This window comes from Streptomyces sp. ISL-11, from assembly GCF_018614525.1.
Lineage (GTDB): Bacteria > Actinomycetota > Actinomycetes > Streptomycetales > Streptomycetaceae > Streptomyces.
Map to the genome: position 1 here is coordinate 1 of NZ_JAGGOL010000086.1, position 19,162 is coordinate 19,162.

The following is a 19,162-nucleotide window of genomic DNA, read 5'->3' on the forward strand; positions in this document are numbered from 1 at the left end:
CGGGTGGCCGACCGGTGATCAGACGGTGATCAACGCCTCCAGCGGTGCTCCGCCGAGCTCCGGCGCCAGCCGCTCGCGGCCGGGCAGGAAGCCGAGCTCCATCAGCACGACGACGCCCGCCACCTCCGCCCCGGCCCGGCGGATCAGCTTCAGCGACGCCTCGGCCGTGCCGCCGGTGGCCAGCACGTCGTCGATGACCAGGGCCCGGTCGCCGGCGCCCAGGGCATCGGCGTGGATCTCGATCTCGGCGGTGCCGTACTCCAGGTCGTAGCGCTGGCCCAGGGTCCGGCCCGGCAGCTTGCCGGCCTTGCGCACGGGCACGAAGCCGAGCCCGGCGCGGACCGCGGCCGGGGCGCCCAGGATGAACCCGCGGGCCTCCAGGCCGACGACCTTGGTCGCGCCGTACCGCTTGCAGAGCCCGGCGAGCGCGTCGGTCAGCGCGCCGAACGCCTCGGCGTCGGCGAGCAGTGGGGTGATGTCCTTGAACATCACGCCCGGCTTGGGGTAGTCCGGCACATCGTGGATGTGCGAGAGCAGCAGGTCACGCAGCTTCTCGTCGGCGGTGCCGACGCTCACGGCGCTCATCGGCGCTTGCCCGGGGAACGGCCGCGGCCACCGCGGCTGCGGGTCGACGCCTGCCGGACCAGACCGGCCTGCGGCCCGTCCTCGCCCGGGTCCTCGTCCCCGGGAACCTCGTCGTGCGGCTCCGCGTCGCCGGCCTCGGCCTTGGCGGCCGCGGCGGCGCGCTTGGCGGCCACCCGCTTGGTCAGGGCCTTCATCTGCGGGTCGCGCTCCTTGAGGTCGGCGACCAGCGGGGTGGCGATGAAGATCGAGGAGTACGCGCCGGCCGCGAGGCCGACGAACAGGGCGAGCGAGATGTCGTTGAGCATGCCCGCGCCGAGGAAACCGCCGCCGATGAAGAGCAGACCGGCGACCGGCAGCAGCGCCACGACCGTGGTGTTGATGGAGCGCACCAGGGTGCCGTTGAGGCTGCGGTTGGCGATCTCGCGGTAGGTGAAGCGGGTCTGCTTGGTGATGTCCTTCGCGCCCTCCTTGAGACCGTCGAAGACGACGACGGTGTCGTAGAGGGAGTAACCGAGGATGGTCAGCAGACCGATCACGGTGCCCGGGGTGACCTCGAAGCCGACCAGTGCGTACACACCGACGGTGATGGTGAGGTCGTGGATCAGGGCGACGAGGGCGGCGAGCGCCATGCGCCATTCGAAGGCGATCGCCAGATAGATCACCACGAGGATCATGAAGACCGCCAGGCCCGTCCATGCCTTGTTGGCGATCTGGTCACCCCAGCTGGGGCCGACGATGTCGGTGTTGACCTTGTCCAGCGGGACGTCCAGCTTCTTGGCCAGGGCCTGCTGGGTGGTCCGGGACTGATCTGTGGTGAGCTCGCTGACCTGGACGCGCAGCGTGCCGTTGCCGAGCTTCTGGACGATGGCCGTGTGGCCGGAGGTCTCCTCGACCGTCTGCTTGGCCGCTTCGGCCGAGACGGACGTCTTGGTGGTGGTGAAGACCGCGCCGCCGGAGAACTCGATGCCCATGTTCAGGCCGCGCACCGCCAGGCCGACGATGGCCGTGATGGTGATCAGGATCGAGATGCCGTACCAGATCTTCCGCTTGCCGACGAAGTCGTAGCCGACCTCACCGCGGTAGAGCCGGGCGCCGAGATTGCCGAGCTTGGACATCTCACGCCTCCTTCGGGTCGACGGGGGCGGTGGGGCGACGACGGGAGGCCCGCAGCGGGGGCTTGGCGCCGAGCCGCTTGGGGTCCAGCCCGGACCACGGGTGGCCGCTGGCGAAGAACGCGCGGCGCGCGAGGAGCGTCATGAGCGGCTTGGTGAAGAAGAAGACCACGACCACGTCGAGCAGGGTGGTCAGACCGAGGGTGAACGCGAAGCCCTGGACCTTGCCGACGGTGACGATGAAGAGCACCGCGGCGGCGAGGAAGGACACGAAGTCGGAGACCAGGATGGTGCGGCGGGCACGCGGCCAGCCCCGCTCGACGGCCGGGCGCAGGGTCCGGCCCTCCCTGATCTCGTCACGGATGCGCTCGAAGTAGACGATGAAGGAGTCGGCGGTGATGCCGATCGCGACGATGGCACCGCAGACGGCCGGCAGGTTCAGCGCGAACTGGATGGCCTCACCGAGCAGGACCATGATCGTGTACGTGAGGATCGCCGAGCACAGGAGGCTGGCGAGGGCGACGAGCGCGAGACCGCGGTAGTACGCCACCAGGTAGATGATCACGAGCGCGAGGCCGATGGCACCGGCGATCAGACCGGCGCGCAGCTGCTCACCGCCGAGCGCGGCGCTGACCGTCGTCTCGGTGGCGACGTCGAAGGACAGCGGCAGGGCGCCGTAGGACAGGATGTTGGCGAGGTCGCGGGCGCTCTCCTGCGTGAAGCCGCCGGAGATCTCCGCCTGCCCGCCCGAGATCGAGCTGGAGACCGACGGGTCGGAGACGACCTCGCCGTCCAGGACGATCGCGAACTGGTTCTGCGGGGCCTGCTTGGTCGCCAGCTGGCCGGTGACGTCGGCGAACTTCTTGGAACCGCCCGAGGTGAACTTCAGCTGGACGATCCAGCCCTTGCCCTGCTGGCTGTCGAAGACGGCGTCGGCGTCCTTGACGCCGGTGCCCTCGACGGCCACCGGGCCGAGGATCTCCTTGGACTGGCCGTCCTTCTTGCACGCGACGATCACGTCGGTGAGCGGAGCGCGCGCGGCGGCCTTGCTCGCCTCGGCGCGGCCGTCCTTGGTGGAGCAGTCCAGCGCGTCCAGCTTCTTCTGCAGCGCGGCGACCTCGGCGGGGGACGGCGTGGGGTCCTTCTTGGACTTGTCGTCCTTGGCGCCCTTGTCGTCCTTGGCCTTGTCGTCACCGGCGGAGGCGGTCGCCTTGGCGCTCGGCGAGCCGTCGGCCTTGAGCGCGTCGGTGACGGCCCGGCCCTGCGGCTTGGCGCTCGCGGAGGCGGACGGAGAACCGGACGGCTTGTTCTTGCCGTCCTTGGCGCCGTCCTTCTCCTTGTCGCCGTCCTTGCTCGCGCTGGGCGTGCCGGAGGCGGAGGGGGTGGGGGCCGGCGGGGTCTTCGCACCGTCGGCCACGCTCAGCACCGGGCGGAAGCCCAGCTTGGCGGTGGTTCCGACCTGCTCACGGGCCTGCTTCGCGTTCGTCCCCTTGGGGATGTTCACGATGATGTGCTTGTTGCCCTGCGTCTGGACCTCGGCCTCGGAGACACCGAGACCGTTGACACGGCGGTCGATGATGCCGACGGCCGTGTTCATGTTGGTCTCGTTGATCGCGTTGGGCTTGCCGGGCTCGTTCTTGGCCTCCAGCGTGAAGCTGGTGCCGCCCGCGAGGTCGATGCCCAGCCGCGGTGTGGTGCGCCCGGAGGCGAACATCCCCGCGGTGAGCGCCACCATGGCGATCAGGATCAGGGCCAGGACTCGGCCCGGCCTGCCCTGGCCACCCGGGGACCTGCGGCCCTTCTTCGGTGCTGCCACCTTGTCGTTTCTCCCTGTCCAACCACCCGGCATCGGGTTGTTCCGCCGGGCGGCCACGAAGTGTTGTGGGGACCTGCCCCCCGCCGGAGCCTAGACCGTGAGGGAACCGCGGCGCACCGCTCGTGCGGTGCTCCGCGGTTCCCTGAAGGGGCTACTTCGCGTCGGTGTCGCCGTTCTTCTCGCCGTCCCGCTTGGCGTCCTCGGCCGTGTCGGCCTTGTCGGCCTTCTCCGCCTTCGCCGGGGCGTCGGCCTCGGCGTCCACGGCGGCGTCCTTGCCGAGGTCGATCTTCTTCTCGGCCGGAGCGGCCTCGGCGTCCTCGGTCAGCGAGGAGGCGTCGTCCGGGACGACAGGGGTCTCGGACTCGTCCGGCTCGACCCCGTGGACGATGCGGTTGTACTCCGCGTCCTCCAGGACGGCGCCGATGGCGTTCTTCGCGTAGATGGCGTGGACGCCCGGCGCGATCTCCAGGAGGACGGAGTCGTCGTTGACCTCCTTGACGGTGGCGTACATGCCGCCGATCGTCCGCACACCGGTGCCCGGGTGCATCTGGTCGCGCATCTGCGCCGCCTGGCGCTGCTTGTTCTTGGCCGACCGGGTCATCAGGAACATGGCCCCGATAAGCACGATGAACGGCAGGAGAGTCACGATATTCACGGGACGGGGTTTCCTTCACACGACCGCGGGGGCGCGGCCTGGTCTACGGGGGTGGTATGCCGCGCCTGTACGGACGGGCATCGGCGGAGTCTAAGCGAGTCCGTGCCTATGGAACAACGCCCAGCATGGCACCGTGGTTCCTGGGCGGACCAGCACCCGCGCCGTCATCCGCCGAAGAGTCCCGGCTGTCCGGGGCCGCCCGTGGCCTGCTGGGGCGGCGCCAGACCGAGGTGCGCCCAGGCCGCCGGGGTGGCGATCCGGCCCCTGGGTGTACGGGCCAGCAGCCCCTCCCGTACGAGGAAGGGTTCGGCGACCTCCTCGACCGTCTCGCGCTCCTCGCCCACGGCGACGGCGAGGGTGGAGAGCCCGACGGGGCCGCCGCCGAAGAGCTTGAGCAGGGCGGTGAGCACGGCGCGGTCCAGCCGGTCGAGGCCGCGGCCGTCGACCTCGTAGACGTCCAGGGCCTGGGCGGCGGTCTCGCGGTTGATGACGCCGTCGGCCTTGACCTGGGCGTAGTCGCGGACGCGGCGCAGCAGGCGGTTGGCGATGCGCGGGGTGCCGCGGGAGCGGCCGGCGATCTCGGCGGCGCCGGCGGCGTCTATCTCGACGTCGAGGAGGCGGGCCGAGCGGTGGATGACGCGCTCGAGCTCGGCGGGGACGTAGAACTCCATGTGCCCGGTGAAGCCGAAGCGGTCGCGCAGCGGCGGCGGCAGCAGGCCGGCCCGGGTGGTGGCGCCGACCAGGGTGAAGGGCGGCAGCTCCAGCGGGATGGCGGTGGCGCCGGGGCCCTTGCCGACGATGACGTCGACGCGGAAGTCCTCCATCGCCATGTAGAGCATCTCCTCGGCGGGCCGGGACATGCGGTGGATCTCGTCGAGGAAGAGGACCTCGCCCTCGGTGAGGGAGGAGAGGATCGCGGCGAGGTCGCCCGCGTGCTGGATGGCGGGGCCGGAGGTGATGCGGATGGGGGCGCCCATCTCGGCCGCGATGATCATGGAGAGGGTGGTCTTGCCGAGGCCGGGCGCGCCGGAGAGCAGGACGTGGTCGGCGGTGGCGCCGCGGGCGCGGGCGGCTTTGAGGACCAGGTCCAGCTGCTCGCGGACCCGCTCCTGGCCGACGAACTCGCGGAGGTCCTTGGGGCGCAGGGCGGCTTCGACGGCGGTGTCCTCGCCGTCGGCGGCGGGGGCCACCAGCCGTTCGTCGGTGGATGCGGACTCGTCGTCCCAGTTCACGGGTTGAACCTCACGGTCGGTGATGGTGCGGTGCGGCGGGGTCGGCCCGCCGGTCCCTGACCGGGGCTCCGCCCCGGACCCCGGTCCTCAAACTCCCCCAGACTCCGTCCGGGGGTGCCCCCAGAGGTGCCCCCGGACGGGCTGGTTCGGCTGGGCTGAGCCGGCGCGCCGGAAGCCCGGTCCGGGGGCCCGGGGGCTTGCCCCGTCACAGTCAGCGGGCACGGTTCAGGCTCTGGAGCGCGGCACGCAAGAGCTGCCCCACCTGGGGCGTGCCACCGGCCGTCGTGACCGCCTCGGCCTGCGGTGCGACCACCGCCATCGCCTCCTCCGCCTCACGGGCGGCGTAGCCGAGGCCCACCAGCGCGGCCAGCAGCTGTTCCCGCCAGCCCCCGGCGGCGGAGGCACCTCCCCGGGCGACCCCGCCGGAGGCGACCGGTTCGCCGAGCCGGTCCTTCAGCTCCAGCAGCAGCTTCTGCGCGCCCTTCTTGCCGATGCCGGGGACCGCGGTGAGTGCCTTCTCGTCGCCGGTGGAGACCGCGCGGCGCAGCGCGTCCGGGGTGTGGACGGCGAGCATGGCCTGGGCGAGGCGCGGGCCGACGCCGCTGGCCGTCTGGAGCAGCTCGAAGACCTGGCGCTCGTCGTCGTCGGCGAAGCCGTAGAGGGTCAGGGAGTCCTCGCGCACCACGAGGGAGGTGGCGAGCTTGGCGTGCTGCCCGATGCGCAGTGCGGAGAGGGTGTTCGGCGTGCACAGGACGGCCATGCCGACACCGCCGACCTCGACGACGGCGGTGTCCGGGGCGAGAGCCGCGACCGGGCCGGAGACAAAGGCGATCATGCGCTGCCCTTCAGGGTTCGTTCGGTGGCGTCCGGCAGACGCGTGGTGCGGCGGTGGGCGGCGACGGCCTGCTGGAGGCGGTTGGTCGCCGGGGCCCGCCAGATGTGGCAGATGGCCAAGGCCAGGGCGTCGGCGGCGTCGGCCGGCTTGGGGGGCGCGTCGAGCCGGAGAAGGCGGGTGACCATGGAACCGACCTGGGCCTTGTCGGCCCGGCCGGAGCCGGTGACGGCGGCCTTGACCTCGCTGGGGGTGTGCAGGGCGACGGGCAGTCCGCGCCGGGCGGCGCACAGCATGGCGACGGCACTGGCCTGAGCGGTGCCCATCACGGTGCTGACGTTGTGCTGGCTGAACACCCGCTCCACGGCGACGCATTCGGGGCGGTGTTCGTCCAGCCACTGCTCCATGCCGCGCTCGATGAGCACCAGGCGCTCGGCGACCTCGGCGTCCGCGGGGGTGCGGATGACGCCCACGCCGACCATCTTCAGCGGTCGGCCGGCGACCCCGTCCACCACGCCGATGCCGCACCGGGTCAGCCCCGGGTCCACGCCCAGCACGCGCATCGCGCCCCCTCCTTCGGTCGTCTGCCCGCAGACTATCCGCTGCCACTGACAACGCCCGATCACGCCGACGGGCCGACGGGATGTGTCCCGTCGGCCCGTCGGAGGAACCGTGTTACGCGTCGACCTTGGCCATGACGTCGTCGGAGATGTCGAAGTTGGCGAAGACGTTCTGCACGTCGTCGCTGTCCTCCAGGGCGTCGATCAGCTTGAAGATCTTGCGCGCGCCGTCCTCGTCGAGCTCCACCTGCATGGTGGGGACGAAGTTGGCTTCGGCGGAGTCGTAGTCGATGCCCGCCTCCTGGAGTGCCGTGCGCACCGCGACCATGTCCGTGGCCTCGGAGAGCACCTCGAAGTTCTCGCCGAGGTCGTTGACTTCCTCGGCACCCGCGTCCAGGACCGCGCCGAGGACGTCGTCCTCGCCGAGCTCGCCCTTGGGGACGATGATGACGCCCTTGCGGTTGAACAGGTACGACACCGAGCCCGGGTCGGCCATCGAGCCGCCGTTGCGGGTCATGGCGACGCGCACGTCGGAGGCGGCGCGGTTGCGGTTGTCGGTGAGGCACTCGATGAGCACGGCCACGCCGTTGGGGCCGTAGCCCTCGTACATGATGGTCTCGTAGTCGGCGCCGCCCGCTTCGAGGCCGGCACCGCGCTTGACCGCGCTGTCGATGTTCTTGTTGGGGACCGAGCTCTTCTTCGCCTTCTGGATGGCGTCGAAGAGCGTCGGGTTACCGGCCGGGTCGGCGCCGCCGGTCCGGGCGGCGACCTCGATGTTCTTGATCATCTTCGCGAAGAGCTTGCCGCGCTTGGCGTCGATCACGGCCTTCTTGTGCTTCGTCGTAGCCCATTTAGAGTGGCCGGACATCCGCCTGTCTCCTTCGCGTAACCAATTCTGAACGAACGACTGAGATCCTACCGGGATAGGCCGACCGGTCTCCCAACACCACCCCTCAAGAAGCGGTGGCGCTCACACCCGTCCGATGCGCCGCGCGCACCATCCCGACGAACAGACCGTGCACCCGGTGGTCGCCCGTCAGCTCCGGGTGGAACGACGTGGCCAGCACATTGCCCTGCCGCACCGCCACCGTGTGACCGTCGTACGTGGCCAGCACCTCCGCGCTCGCACCGACCGACTCCACCCACGGCGCGCGGATGAAGACGCCCTCGACCGGGCCGCCCTCGACTCCGGCGACATCGATGACCGCCTCGAAGGACTCGTTCTGCCGCCCGAAGGCGTTACGGCGCACGATCATGTCGATGCCGCCGAGCGTCTCCTGGTCCTCGCGGCCGTCCAGGAGCTTGTCCGCGACCATGATCATGCCGGCGCAGGTGCCGTAGACGGGCAGCCCGGCGCGGACCCGCTCGCGCAACGGCTCCAGCATGCCGAAGGCGACCGCCAGCTTGGACATGGTGGTGGACTCGCCGCCGGGTATCACCAGGCCGTCGAGGCCGTCGAGCTCTTCGGGGCGGCGCACCGGGCGCGCGACGGCGTCGGCCGCCGCGAGCGCGACCAGGTGCTCGCGGACGTCACCCTGGAGGGCGAGCACGCCGATGACGGGGTTGTCGACGGAGGTTGTCACGGGGGTACCTCTCACAGCATTGCGGCGGTGGGCGGCCCGTGAAAAGCGCGGGCCGCCCACCGGAAGGACAGCGGGATTACCAGCCGCGGTTGGCGTAGCGCTCCGACTCCGGGAGGGTGTCGCAGTTGATGCCGACCATGGCCTCGCCCAGGTTGCGGGAGGCGTCCGCGATGACGGCCGGGTCGTCGTAGAAGGTGGTGGCCTTCACGATGGCGGCGGCGCGCTTGGCCGGGTCGCCCGACTTGAAGATGCCGGAGCCGACGAAGACGCCCTCGGCACCGAGCTGGCGCATCAGGGCCGCGTCGGCCGGGGTGGCGACGCCACCGGCGGAGAACAGCACGACCGGCAGCTTGCCGAGCTCGGCGACCTCCTTGACGATCTCGTACGGGGCGCGCAGCTCCTTGGCGGCGGCGTAGAGCTCGTTGTTGTCGAAGCCGCGCAGCTTGGCGATCTCGTTCTTGATCTGGCGCAGGTGACGGACGGCCTCGACGACGTTGCCCGTGCCGGCCTCGCCCTTGGAACGGATCATGGCCGCGCCCTCGGCGATGCGGCGCAGGGCCTCGCCCAGGTTGGTGGCGCCACAGACGAAGGGGGTGGTGAAGGCCCACTTGTCGGAGTGGTTGACCTCGTCGGCCGGGGTGAGGACCTCGGACTCGTCGATGTAGTCGACACCGAGGGACTGCAGCACCTGGGCCTCGACGAAGTGACCGATGCGGGACTTGGCCATGACCGGGATGGAGACCGCCCCGATGATCTCTTCGATCATGTTCGGGTCGGACATCCGGGCCACGCCGCCGTCCTTGCGGATGTCGGCGGGCACCCGCTCCAGGGCCATGACGGCGACGGCGCCCGCGTCCTCGGCGATCTTCGCCTGCTCCGCGTTGACGACGTCCATGATCACGCCGCCCTTGAGCTGCTCGGCCATGCCGCGCTTGACGCGCGCGGTGCCGGTCTCGGGGCTGGTGGCGTTCGGGGTCGTGCTGGACACGTGGGACCTCACTATCAAGGGCGGTAAAGCTGCACGCTCATCCAATCCGGGGCCGGGCCACCGGAAAAAGAGCCAATTCGAGGTCAGTGGCCTGTACGGTCGCCCAGCGCGGCGGGCGGTTCGTCGTCCATCTCCACCGCCAGCGGGAACGGCGCGTGGCCCGCCAGCCGGAACCAGCGCACCACGCGGTGCTTGCGGACGGCCCGCGCGGCACGCACCGCGTCGTTGTGGAACCGCCGGGCCATCGGCACCCGGCGGACGGCCTCGCCCAGCTCCGCCAGCGACTCCTCACCGCCCGGCGCCTCCCGCACGGCCTCGACCTGCGGCCCCTCGGCGAAGACGGCCCGCAGCGCCTGGCTCAGCTCGCTCTCGGCGACCTCGCGGTGCTCCTCCTCCGCCTGCCGGGCCGCGTGGGCGGCCTGGTAGAGGACGATCGAGGCGGCCGGGTCGAGCACCCCGGCGGTGGCGAGCTCCTGCGCGACCGAGGCGCGCCGCAGCAGCTGGGCGTCCAGCGCGGCGCGCGCCGCGTCGATGCGGCTGTGCAGGCGGTCGAGGCGGCCCGCGGTCCAGCTCAGATAGACGCCGATGACGACGAGTGCGGCGACGATCCAGATGAGTGTGGTCACGCGGGCTCACGTTACCGTTCACCCTGCGGGTGGCTTGCCCGTCCTCACCTGTCCGGGGGCTCCGCCCCGGACCCCGGTCCTCGAACTCCCCCAGCTACCGCTGGGAGGTGCCCCCGGACGGGCTTGAACGGGCCACCCGGACCCGCCGTCAGTCCCGCGCCAGCCCGAACCGTGCCCGCAGCCCCGTGCGTTCGTCGGTCGCCACCGACGCCGCGCCCGCCGTCACCGTCTCGTACACCGCCAGGATGTCCGCGCCGACGCGCGACCAGTCGAAGCGGCGTACGTGCGCGGAGCCGCGCTCGCTCAGTGCGGTGCGGTGCACGGGGTCGCCCAGCAGCCGCAGGGCCGCCGCGGCGAGCGCGTCCGCGTCCTCGTTGGCGAAGAGTTCGCCGGCCGCACCCTTGTCGAGGACCTGCGCGAACGCGTCCAGGTCGCTGGCCAGGACGGGCGCGCCCGCCGACATCGCCTCGACGAGGATGATGCCGAAGGACTCGCCGCCGGTGTTGGGGGCGACGTAGAGGTCGACGCTGCGCAGCAACCGCGCCTTGTCCTCGTCGGTGACCATGCCGAGGAACTCGACGCGCTCGCGCATCCCGGCCGGCAGGGAGGCCACGGCCTCCTCCTCGTCACCGCGCCCGGCGACCAGCAGCCGGGTGCCGGGGCGCTCCGCGAGGATCGCCGGCAGGGCGCGCATCAGGACGGGCAGGCCCTTGCGCGGCTCGTCGATGCGCCCTATGAAGCCGATCGTCGCGCCGTCGGGTCCGCCCTGCCACTCCGCCTTGGGCTCGGCGCGGGCGAAGAAGTCCACGTCGACGCCGTTGGGGATGACGACGGCGTCGCCGCCGAGGTGCTCGACCAGCGTCCGGCGGGCGTACTCGCTCACCGCGATGCGGGCGCTGATCTTCTCCAGGGCGGGCTGGAGGATCGGGTAGGCCGCGATCATCGCCCGGGAGCGGGGGTTGGAGGTGTGGAAGGTCGCCACGATCGGGCCCTGCGCGGCCCAGCAGGCCAGCAGCCCCAGGGAGGGGGACGTGGGCTCGTGGATGTGGATGACGTCGAAGTCGCCGTCGTGCAGCCAGCGCCGGACGCGGGCGGCGGAGAGGAACCCGAAGTTCAGCCGCGCGACCGAGCCGTTGTACGGGACGGGGACGGCCCGCCCGGCCGAGACGACGAACGGCGGCAGCGGCGTCTCGTCGTCCGCCGGCGCCAGCACCGAGACCTCGTGGCCCAGCCGGATGAGGTGCTCGGCCAGGTCCCGGATGTGGAACTGGACGCCGCCGGGGACGTCCCAGGAGTACGGACAGACGATCCCGATCCTCACGGCGTCTCCTTCACGAGGTCGGCGAGCCACAGCCGCTGGAGCATGTGCCAGTCCTGCGGGTGTTCGGCGATGCCGGAGGCGAAGGCGTCGGCCAGTTGCTGGGTCATCGCGGCGGCCTTCTCGGCCCGGGTGCCGGTCTCCGGCACGTCCACGGGCGCGTGGATCCGCCCGCGCATCACCGGCGACCGGTCGTACCAGAGCGTGACGGGCAGCAGCAGCGCACCGGTCTGCGCCGCGAGCATCGCGGGACCGGCGGGCATCTTGGTCGTCTCGCCGAAGAACTTGACCTCCACGCCGGAGGAGGACAGGTCGCGGTCGGCCACCAGGCAGACCAGCCCGCCCGAGCGCAGCCGCCGGGCGAGGGTGCCGAAGGCGCTGCCGCCGGAGTGCGGCAGGACCTCCATGCCGAGCCCCTCGCGGTAGGCGACGAACCGGTCGTAGAGGCTCTCGGGCCTGAGCCGCTCGGCGACGGTGGTGAAGGGCACCCCGATCTTGGTGGTGACCCACGCGCCGGCGAGGTCGTAGTTACCCATGTGGGGCAGGGCGAGGACGACGCCGCGGCCGCTGGCCAGGCCCTCCTCCAGGAGGTGCGCGTTCTGGACGTCGACGCCGTGGCGGATGCGCTCCGGGCTCCACGCGGGCAGCCGGAAGGACTCCATCCAGTAGCGCATGTACGAGCGCATGCCCGCCCGGGAGAGCTGGGCCAGCCGCCCGGGGCCCGCGTCGGGCACCACCCGGGCGAGATTGGCCTCCAGGCGCAGCACGCCCGCGCCGCGCCGTTTCCAGGCGATGTCGGCGATCCGCTGTCCGAGCCGTACGGCGAGGGGTTCGGGGAGGTTCCGCACCGTGCCCCAGCCGAGCCCGTACAGCGCGTCGGTCAGCTTCTCCTTCACCCGGTGCCACCCCCGGCGTTCGCGGCGTCGGCCTCGGCCGCCTCGCGGCGCACGGTCACCACGCGCTGGATCATCGTGACGAGGCTGCCGAGGGCCACGATCCACAGGGCGATGGGCAGCAGGATCTGGATGCCCGGCACGCCGAACTTGTGCAGTCCGGCGAAGCCGCACGCCACCAGCGAGATGACGAGCCGCTCGGCGCGCTCGACGAGGCCGTTGACGTTCACCGGCAGGCCGATGCTCTCGCCGCGCGCCTTGGTGTACGACACCACCTGGCCGCTGGCGAGGCAGAAGATCGTCACCGCGCACAGGGCGAGGCTGTCGCCGCGCCCGGCGTACCAGAGGGCGAGCCCGCCGAAGATCGCCGCGTCGGCGACCCGGTCGAGGGTGGAGTCGAGGAACGCGCCCCAGCGGCTGGAGCGGCCGAGCTGGCGGGCCATGTTGCCGTCGACCAGGTCGGAGAAGACGAACAGCGTGATGGTGACCGTGCCCCAGAAGAACTCGCCCTGGGGGTAGAAGACCAGCGCGCCCGCCATCACACCGCCGGTCCCGATGAGGGTGACCGCGTCGGGGCTGACGCCCAGGCGGATGAGCAGGGCGGCGAACGGCGTGAGAACACGCGTGAAGAACGCACGCGCGTACTTGTTCAGCATGGCCTTCCCGGAGGGTCGTATCGGGCCGGATGGTCAGGAGGCCACCGGCTGGCCCATCGTAGCCAGGCGGCCGGGGCCCGCCGCGCACGCATCACTCGCCGGCGCCCGCGACCCCTCTCAGCGGCGGCTTTCCCGCCGGCCGGCAACAGGAAGATCACGTTCCGCTCCCCCGCGGGCCGCGGCCGGTACCGCACCCCGCGCATCGCCACCGGTATACGCCTCCGTGTTCGATGTATGGACGCAGCGTTACGGCGGTGGAAAGCTCGAAGTACCGCACGTGTCGACCGGGAGGCGAGACACATGGGCGAGAAGACGGGCACACACCCAGGGGCCGCGGGCAGGGCAGTGTCGGCCGACCGGCCGAGCCACGTACGCAACGTGGTGCTGGTCGGCCACAGCGGGTCCGGGAAGACGACCCTCGTGGAGGCACTGGCACTGGCCACCGGCGCGGTCAACCGGGCCGGCCGGGTCGAGGACGGCGGGGCGATCTCCGACTACGACGAGATCGAACACCGCCAGCAGCGTTCGGTCCAGCTGTCCCTCGTCCCCGTCGAATGGGCGGGGATGAAGATCAATCTGCTGGACACGCCAGGTTATGCCGACTTCGTCGGTGAACTCAGGGCCGGTCTGCGAGCGGCGGACGCGGCCCTTTTCGTCGTCTCCGCCGCGGACGGCGTCGACGGCGCCACCCGCATGGTGTGGGAGGAATGCGCGGCCGTCGGGATGCCGCGGGCCATCGTCATCACCCATCTGGAGGCAGCGCGCGCCGACTTCTCGGAGATGACGGAGACCTGCCGCGCCGCGTTCGGCGGCGACTCCCCCGACAGCGTGCTGCCGCTGTACCTGCCGCTGCACGGCCCCGAGGGCCCCGACGGGCACCGCCCGGTCACCGGCCTGATCGGCCTGCTCACCCAGCGCGTCTTCGACTGCTCCACCGGCGAACGGACCGAGACCGAACCGGACGCCGGCCGGCTGCCGGAGATCGCGGAGGCCCGCGCCCGGCTCATCGAGGGGATCATCGCCGAGAGCGAGGACGAGACCCTCATGGACCGCTATCTCGGCGGCGAGGAGATGGACGTCAAGACCCTCATCGAGGACCTGGAACAGGCCGTCGTCCGCGGCAGCTTCCACCCCGTCCTCGCCGCCGCCCCCGCCGCCGACGGCGCCCGCCAGGGGCTGGGCACCGTCGAGATCCTGGAGCTGATCACCGGCGGCTTCCCCGGCCCGGCGGAGCGCGAGGCCCCCGCCGTCACCACACCCGACGGCCGGCCCCGGCCCCGCCTGGCCTGCGATCCCTCCGGCCCCCTGGCGGCCGAGGTGATCAAGACCTCCTCCGACCCCTACGTCGGCCGGATCTCGCTCGTCCGCGTCTTCTCCGGCACCCTGCGCCCCGACGAGACGGTCCACGTCTCCGGACACGGCCTGGAGGACCGCGGTCACGAGAGCCACGATGTCGACGAACGCGTCGGTGCCCTCTCCTCGCCCTTCGGCAAGCACCAGCGCCAGCTGGGCCAGGCCATCGCCGGCGACATCGCCTGCGTCGCCAAGCTCGGCCGCGCCGAGACCGGCGACACCCTCTCCGCCAAGGGCGAACCGCTGCTGATGGAGCCCTGGCGGATGCCCGACCCCCTGCTGCCCGTCGCCATCACGGCCCACAGCAAGGCCGACGAGGACAAACTCTCGCAGGGCCTGGCCCGGCTCGTGGCGGAGGACCCCACCATGCGCCTGGAGCACAACGCGCACACCCACCAGGTCGTGCTGTGGTGCCTGGGCGAGGCCCACCGGGACGTGGCCCTGGAGCGGCTGCGCTCCCGCTACGGCGTACGGGTCGACGCGGTGCCGCACAAGGTGTCGCTGCGCGAGACGTTCGGCTCGAAGGCGGCCGGGCGCGGACGGCACGTCAAACAGTCCGGCGGCCACGGCCAGTTCGCCATCTGCGAGATCGAGGTCGAACCGCTGCCCGGCGGCTCCGGCATCGAGTTCGTGGACAAGGTCGTGGGCGGCGCGGTGCCCCGGCAGTTCATCCCCTCGGTGGAGAAGGGCGTACGGGCCCAGGCCGCCCGCGGCCTCGCCGCCGGGTACCCCCTGGTCGACGTGCGGGTGACGCTCCTGGACGGCAAGGCCCACTCGGTCGACTCCTCCGACGCCGCCTTCCAGACGGCGGGCGCCCTCGCCCTGCGCGAGGCCGCCGCCGAGGCCCGGATCCACCTCCTCGAACCCGTCGCGGAGATGGAGATCCTGGTCTCCGACGAATACGTCGGCCCCGTCATGAGCGACCTGTCGGGCCGGCGCGGCCGCGTGGTGGGCACCGAGCAGTCCGGCGCCGGCCGCACCCTCGTCCGGGCGGAGGTGCCGGAGATCGAGATCGGCCGGTACGCCGTCGACCTCCGTTCCCTCTCGCACGGCACCGGCCGGTTCAGCCGCTCGTACACGCGCCACGAACCGATGCCCCCTCAGGTCGCGGACCGCCTCCGCGAACTCTCCGATAAGGGCGCATAGTTCACAAGCCGCCCGCCTCAACTCCACCGAGGCGGGCGGCTTTGCGATCTCCTGCGACAGCCGGCACCGCACACGGATACGCTGGAGCAGCGGACCAACACGTATGGCGCGGGCGGTCGTCGTCAGGCAGGCCGCGGGATGGGCATGCGGCGGCATTGGGGGCAGCAGTGGCAGCAGGGGACGCGTTCGACTTCAGCCCGGGTGCGCAGATCCCGCTCTCGGGCTCCTCCGGACAGACGGCGGCCACCCAGGCACTCGCCTCGGCCGCCTACCGCGACGGCCCGGTGGACGAACTCCTCAAGGCCAACTCCGACTGGGCCACCTCCGAGGTCAAACCACCCCGCATCTCCCTCTTCGAACCCAACCTCGGCGAGGCGTTCTCCCGCGCCGTGCAGCTGCGGGTCCTCGGCGGCGGCCGCAAACCACTGATCCAGTCCTTCGGCCTCGACCCGCAGCCCGTCGTCGAGCACTGTCTGGCGGCCAGCCGCATCCGCAAGCAGCGCGACGCCCGGCTCACCGTCATCATGCTCGTCTGCGGGGTCCTCTTCCTCCCCGGAGTACTGCTCTGGCTCGGCGGCTTCCAGCTGCGCCGCACCCTCGCCGGCGCACAGAACAAACGGGCCGGTGCCCTCGGCATGGCCCTCCTCGCGGCCCTCGCCGTCCTCGCCGTCCTCTTCATGGTCAAGATGCCGTTCCACGGCTTCCTGAGCGTCTACCTGCGCGCCATGCTCATCGCCCCCCTCATCGGCGGCATCTGGGCCAAGGTCGTCTGCGAGCGCACCGCCAAGGACCTCCGCGACCGCTGGACCGGCCTCCTCTCCGGCGGCGGCATCGGCGCCAAGATCCCCGAGGCCGTGCCCAAGAACCCCGGCGAGACCGCCGCCGAACGGCTGCGCCAGTCCCTGGAACGGCTCGCCGCCGAACAGCACAGCAACGTCGCCTTCTACGCCGGCCCCAAGGGCATCCTCGGCATGGGCACCCGCTGGGGCAGCTGGCAGCTCGCCGAGGAGCTCGTACCCGCCGACCCCGACAAGGAGATCAACCCCTTCCGCAGCTGGGACGTCGTCCGCGCCATCCACGACCAGCTCCGGCTGCTGGAACGCAGCCCCCTGCACACCGGCGGCTTCCCCACCCCCTCCGTCGAGCACTGGGTGGTCTCCCCCGTCGGCGAGGGCGCCGCCGCCGTCTCCCGCCCCGAAGGCACCGACGGCTACCAGATACGGGGCGCGGAGCTCCAGAAGATCTGCAACGAGCAGCAGTTCGGCGCCGGCAGCCGGCACTACCTCGGCGTGCAGTTCGTCCTCTGGGACGGCCAACTCGTGATCACCCTCCTGATCACCGTCACCGTCCTGCACAAGACCCTGCGCGTCGAGGTCACCGGCCACGCCCTCGGCCCCGTCCACGGCCTCTTCATGGGCAAGCCCGCCGCCCGCACCAAAACGGTCGCCAAGACCGTCAAGTTCTGGGAGACCCGCACCAGGAAACTGTCCGTCGTACCACCCAAGGAAGTCGTCCGGCTCACCGCCCGCGCGCCCCTGACCTGGTACCCACCGCTCCTGGAGTACTGGGGCGGCAAGCTCGTCCTCCCCGAGCCCTTCGGCCTGCGCCACGCCTGGGCCGACAAGCCCTGGCGGCACCGCTTCATGGCCGACGACGCGCTGCGCGCCACCACACCCGTCCTGCGCGTGGTGCACCAGGCGGCGCTGCGCGTCCTCGCCGAGAACGGCGTCGACACCGAACGCTTCGCCGGCCGCGCCATGAACCTCAGCGGCGCCGTCCAGGACCCGCAGCCCCGCCAGGCCGACGTCTACAACGCCTGACCCGCCGCCGGCGGCCCCGGCACCCGGAACGCCCTCACCGCCCGGGGCTCACCGGAAGATCCCGGTGTGGCCCAGCGAGTACCGGCCCGGCTGCGGATAGACCGCCAGCCCGTGCGGCCCGGCCCCCACCGGAATCCTGGCGATCTGGTGCCCGTCCCGCGTATCGATCACATAGACCTCGGAGTCGTAACGCCCGGACAGCCACAGCTCCTTGCCGTCCGCCGACACCCCGCCCATGTCCGGGCTGCCACCGTCCGGCAGCTCCCACTTCTTCACCAGCTTGCGCGTCGGCAGATCCAGCACCGACACCGAACCCTCGCCCCGGTTGGAGACGTACAGCGACTTGGAGTCCCGGCTGACATACAGCCCGTGCGCCCCCTTGCCCGTCCGCATCAGCTTCGGCTCGGTGAACCTGTCGCCGTCCAGCACCCAGATCCCGTCGGCCATCATGTCGGCGATGTACCAGGTCCGGCCGTCGGAGGAGATCTTCACATCCTGTGGCATCGCCCCCTCGAACGGCAGCTTCTGCTGACCGATGACCTTCATCTTCGCCGTGTCGACCTTCAGCAGCTCCCCGGAGAACTCGCACGAGACGATGAAGTACTTCCCGTCCGGCGAGAAGTCCGCGTGATTGACCCCACGGCAGGCCACCGGCTCCGTCTTCTTCCGCTTCATCGTGTGCGCGTCCCGGAACACCAGCTCCCGGTCCATGGACGCCATCACCACCGCGTACTTCCCGTCGGGCGTGAAGTAGAGGTTGTACGGATCGTGGACGTCGACCGTCTTACCCGCCTTGCCGGTGGCCGGATCGATGGGCGTGAGGGTGTGCCCCCGGTCATTGTTGACCCACAGCGTCTTCAGGTCCCACGACGGCACCACGTGCTGCGGCTGAGCCCCCACCGGAATCGTCTCGATGACCTTGTACGTCCGCGGATCGATCACGCTCACCGTGTTCGACTCGGTGTTGGGCACGTACACCCGCGACGGGAAGTCCTTGACCACCGGCGACAGGGCGTTCGGCCGGTCCGCCGCGTACAGGTCGTTCGGATCGAGCAGCGGCGGCATCCCCGGCAGCCCCGGGACCGCCGCCGTGTCCTTGCGGGGGTTGGGGTTGCCCTGGTGCGGGTGGGCGTCGGCCGCCTCATTGCTGGAGTCACCCCCGCAGCCGGAGGCCAGCAGCATGCCCGCGACGGCGCACATCAGCACCCAGCGGACCCCGCGCGGCCGGGGCCGGCGACACCCCCGGCCGTGCTGCCGCTCGTGCTGCCGGTCGGTGCGGTCGGATCGCTCGTGCGAGGACTGGATCATCGGGTCAGCAGCTCCGTTGTCGTCACCGCGCGCAGGCCGCGCCGGTGCAGGCCGTCGAGGATCGCGGGCAGCGCGGCGACCGTGCCGGCGTGCCCGAAGTGCAGGCTCACGACCGACCCGGGCCGTACCGCGCCCAACACGCTACGCCGGACCGCCTCCGCACCCGGGTCGGTGAAGTCGAGGGAGTCCACGTCGTACGAGAGGACGTGCGGATACCCGGCCCGGCGTGCGAGCCGGACCACCCCGTCCGTGGCCAGCCGCGCCCGCGAGGGCCGGAACCAGCGGCCGATGCCACCGGTCAGCCGGCGCAGCCGGTCCGCGCACTGGGTGATCTCCGCGGCGGCGGCCTTGGGCGCCATCTTGCAGATGTCGAGATGGCGCATCGTGTGGTTGCCGAGCTCGTGTCCGCCGTCGAGGATCCGGCGCGCCATCTGCGGCTCGGCGTCGAGCCACGCGCCGACGGCCAGCACGGTCACCCGCGCCCCGGCGCGCTCGGCCTCGGCCAGCAGCGCGGTGGCGGACTTCCGGGCGCCCTGCCCGTGGAAGGTGAGGGCCACGGCGTTGCCCTTGCGGGGCCCGTGCTCGATCTGCGCGGGGAGCCCGGCGGGCAGGGCCCGCGGACCGGGAGGGCGGGAGGGGGTGGGCGGCCGGGACGGCACGGGCGCCCGTACGGAGGGGC

Annotated in this window: 18 protein-coding genes; 2 read left to right on the forward strand and 16 right to left on the reverse strand. The window is 71.7% G+C overall.

What is annotated here, in order from left to right:
* Positions 1-18: 18 nt before the first annotated feature.
* The 14 genes from J7E86_RS18745 to pgsA all read right to left on the reverse strand — a co-directional run bounded on the left by J7E86_RS18745 (position 19) and on the right by pgsA (position 12,856).
* On the reverse strand, positions 19-576 hold the full coding sequence (locus tag J7E86_RS18745; RefSeq protein WP_374223824.1) for an adenine phosphoribosyltransferase: 558 nt from the start codon (positions 574-576) through the stop codon (positions 19-21).
* A gap of 5 nt (positions 577-581) precedes the next feature.
* On the reverse strand, positions 582-1,700 hold the full coding sequence (gene secF / locus J7E86_RS18750) for a protein translocase subunit SecF (protein WP_215082853.1): 1,119 nt from the start codon (positions 1,698-1,700) through the stop codon (positions 582-584).
* 1 nt (position 1,701) lies between these two features.
* A complete protein-coding gene (secD, locus tag J7E86_RS18755; protein WP_215082854.1) occupies positions 1,702-3,513 on the reverse strand; it encodes a protein translocase subunit SecD in 1,812 nt (603 codons plus the stop codon).
* A 151-nt stretch (positions 3,514-3,664) separates the two neighbouring features.
* A complete protein-coding gene (yajC, locus tag J7E86_RS18760; protein WP_215082855.1) occupies positions 3,665-4,168 on the reverse strand; it encodes a preprotein translocase subunit YajC in 504 nt (167 codons plus the stop codon).
* A gap of 164 nt (positions 4,169-4,332) precedes the next feature.
* Positions 4,333-5,400, reverse strand: coding sequence for a Holliday junction branch migration DNA helicase RuvB (ruvB, locus tag J7E86_RS18765; protein WP_215082856.1), 1,068 nt, complete (start codon positions 5,398-5,400; stop codon positions 4,333-4,335).
* A gap of 211 nt (positions 5,401-5,611) precedes the next feature.
* Complete coding sequence (gene ruvA / locus J7E86_RS18770) at positions 5,612-6,235, reverse strand: Holliday junction branch migration protein RuvA (protein WP_215082857.1); 624 nt, start codon at positions 6,233-6,235, stop codon at positions 5,612-5,614.
* Positions 6,232-6,795, reverse strand: coding sequence for a crossover junction endodeoxyribonuclease RuvC (gene ruvC, locus J7E86_RS18775; protein ID WP_215082858.1), 564 nt, complete (start codon positions 6,793-6,795; stop codon positions 6,232-6,234). Before ruvC ends, ruvA begins: the two co-directional genes overlap by 4 nt.
* Before the next feature lie 112 nt (positions 6,796-6,907).
* Positions 6,908-7,660 carry a YebC/PmpR family DNA-binding transcriptional regulator gene (locus J7E86_RS18780; RefSeq protein WP_215082859.1) on the reverse strand — a complete coding sequence of 251 codons (753 nt, stop codon included), beginning with the start codon at positions 7,658-7,660 and terminating at the stop codon, positions 6,908-6,910.
* An 85-nt stretch (positions 7,661-7,745) separates the two neighbouring features.
* A complete protein-coding gene (gene pdxT / locus J7E86_RS18785; protein WP_215082860.1) occupies positions 7,746-8,375 on the reverse strand; it encodes a pyridoxal 5'-phosphate synthase glutaminase subunit PdxT in 630 nt (209 codons plus the stop codon).
* Between the two features lie 76 nt (positions 8,376-8,451).
* Positions 8,452-9,363, reverse strand: a complete 912-nt coding sequence (gene pdxS, locus J7E86_RS18790; RefSeq protein WP_215082861.1) for a pyridoxal 5'-phosphate synthase lyase subunit PdxS — start codon at positions 9,361-9,363, stop codon at positions 8,452-8,454.
* Positions 9,364-9,446: 83 nt separating this feature from the next.
* Complete coding sequence (locus J7E86_RS18795) at positions 9,447-9,989, reverse strand: hypothetical protein (RefSeq protein WP_215082862.1); 543 nt, start codon at positions 9,987-9,989, stop codon at positions 9,447-9,449.
* A 148-nt stretch (positions 9,990-10,137) separates the two neighbouring features.
* Positions 10,138-11,310, reverse strand: a complete 1,173-nt coding sequence (locus J7E86_RS18800) for a glycosyltransferase family 4 protein (RefSeq protein ID WP_215082863.1) — start codon at positions 11,308-11,310, stop codon at positions 10,138-10,140.
* Positions 11,307-12,203, reverse strand: a complete 897-nt coding sequence (locus tag J7E86_RS18805; protein ID WP_215082864.1) for a phosphatidylinositol mannoside acyltransferase — start codon at positions 12,201-12,203, stop codon at positions 11,307-11,309. The genes J7E86_RS18800 and J7E86_RS18805 overlap by 4 nt, the downstream gene beginning before the upstream one ends.
* The gene (gene pgsA / locus J7E86_RS18810) at positions 12,200-12,856 is read right to left on the reverse strand and encodes a phosphatidylinositol phosphate synthase (RefSeq protein ID WP_215082865.1); all 657 of its coding nucleotides are present in this window, start codon (positions 12,854-12,856) and stop codon (positions 12,200-12,202) included. Before pgsA ends, J7E86_RS18805 begins: the two co-directional genes overlap by 4 nt.
* 300 nt (positions 12,857-13,156) lie before the next feature.
* Here pgsA and J7E86_RS18815 point away from each other — a divergent pair, with 300 nt between their 5' ends.
* Entirely contained in the window at positions 13,157-15,355 is a 2,199-nt protein-coding gene (locus J7E86_RS18815; RefSeq protein WP_215082866.1) for an elongation factor G-like protein EF-G2, read from the forward strand.
* A gap of 167 nt (positions 15,356-15,522) precedes the next feature.
* Positions 15,523-17,175: a hypothetical protein gene (locus J7E86_RS18820; protein ID WP_215082867.1), complete on the forward strand. Its 1,653-nt coding sequence runs from the start codon at positions 15,523-15,525 to the stop codon at positions 17,173-17,175.
* Positions 17,176-17,223: 48 nt separating this feature from the next.
* On the opposite strand, the gene J7E86_RS18825 is transcribed toward J7E86_RS18820, so the two are convergent.
* Together J7E86_RS18825 and J7E86_RS18830 are read right to left on the reverse strand one after the other, a co-directional pair.
* Entirely contained in the window at positions 17,224-18,375 is a 1,152-nt protein-coding gene (locus J7E86_RS18825; protein WP_215082869.1) for a YncE family protein, read from the reverse strand.
* A gap of 104 nt (positions 18,376-18,479) precedes the next feature.
* On the reverse strand, positions 18,480-19,162 hold a 683-nt coding region (locus tag J7E86_RS18830; protein WP_215082868.1), incomplete at its 5' end, for a polysaccharide deacetylase family protein.

What these genes read in the sequence shown, in the direction of transcription:
- ruvA (WP_215082857.1), bottom strand. Translation starts at nt 6,235, where the DNA reads ATGATCGCCTTTGTCTCCGGCCCGGTCGCGGCTCTCGCCCCGGACACC.
- pgsA (WP_215082865.1), bottom strand. Translation starts at nt 12,856, where the DNA reads ATGCTGAACAAGTACGCGCGTGCGTTCTTCACGCGTGTTCTCACGCCG.
- J7E86_RS18825 (WP_215082869.1), bottom strand. Translation starts at nt 18,375, where the DNA reads ATGTGCGCCGTCGCGGGCATGCTGCTGGCCTCCGGCTGCGGGGGTGAC.
- J7E86_RS18780 (WP_215082859.1), bottom strand. Translation starts at nt 7,660, where the DNA reads ATGTCCGGCCACTCTAAATGGGCTACGACGAAGCACAAGAAGGCCGTG.
- ruvC (WP_215082858.1), bottom strand. Translation starts at nt 6,795, where the DNA reads ATGCGCGTGCTGGGCGTGGACCCGGGGCTGACCCGGTGCGGCATCGGC.
- J7E86_RS18815 (WP_215082866.1), top strand. Translation starts at nt 13,157, where the DNA reads ATGGGCGAGAAGACGGGCACACACCCAGGGGCCGCGGGCAGGGCAGTG.
- secF (WP_215082853.1), bottom strand. Translation starts at nt 1,700, where the DNA reads ATGTCCAAGCTCGGCAATCTCGGCGCCCGGCTCTACCGCGGTGAGGTC.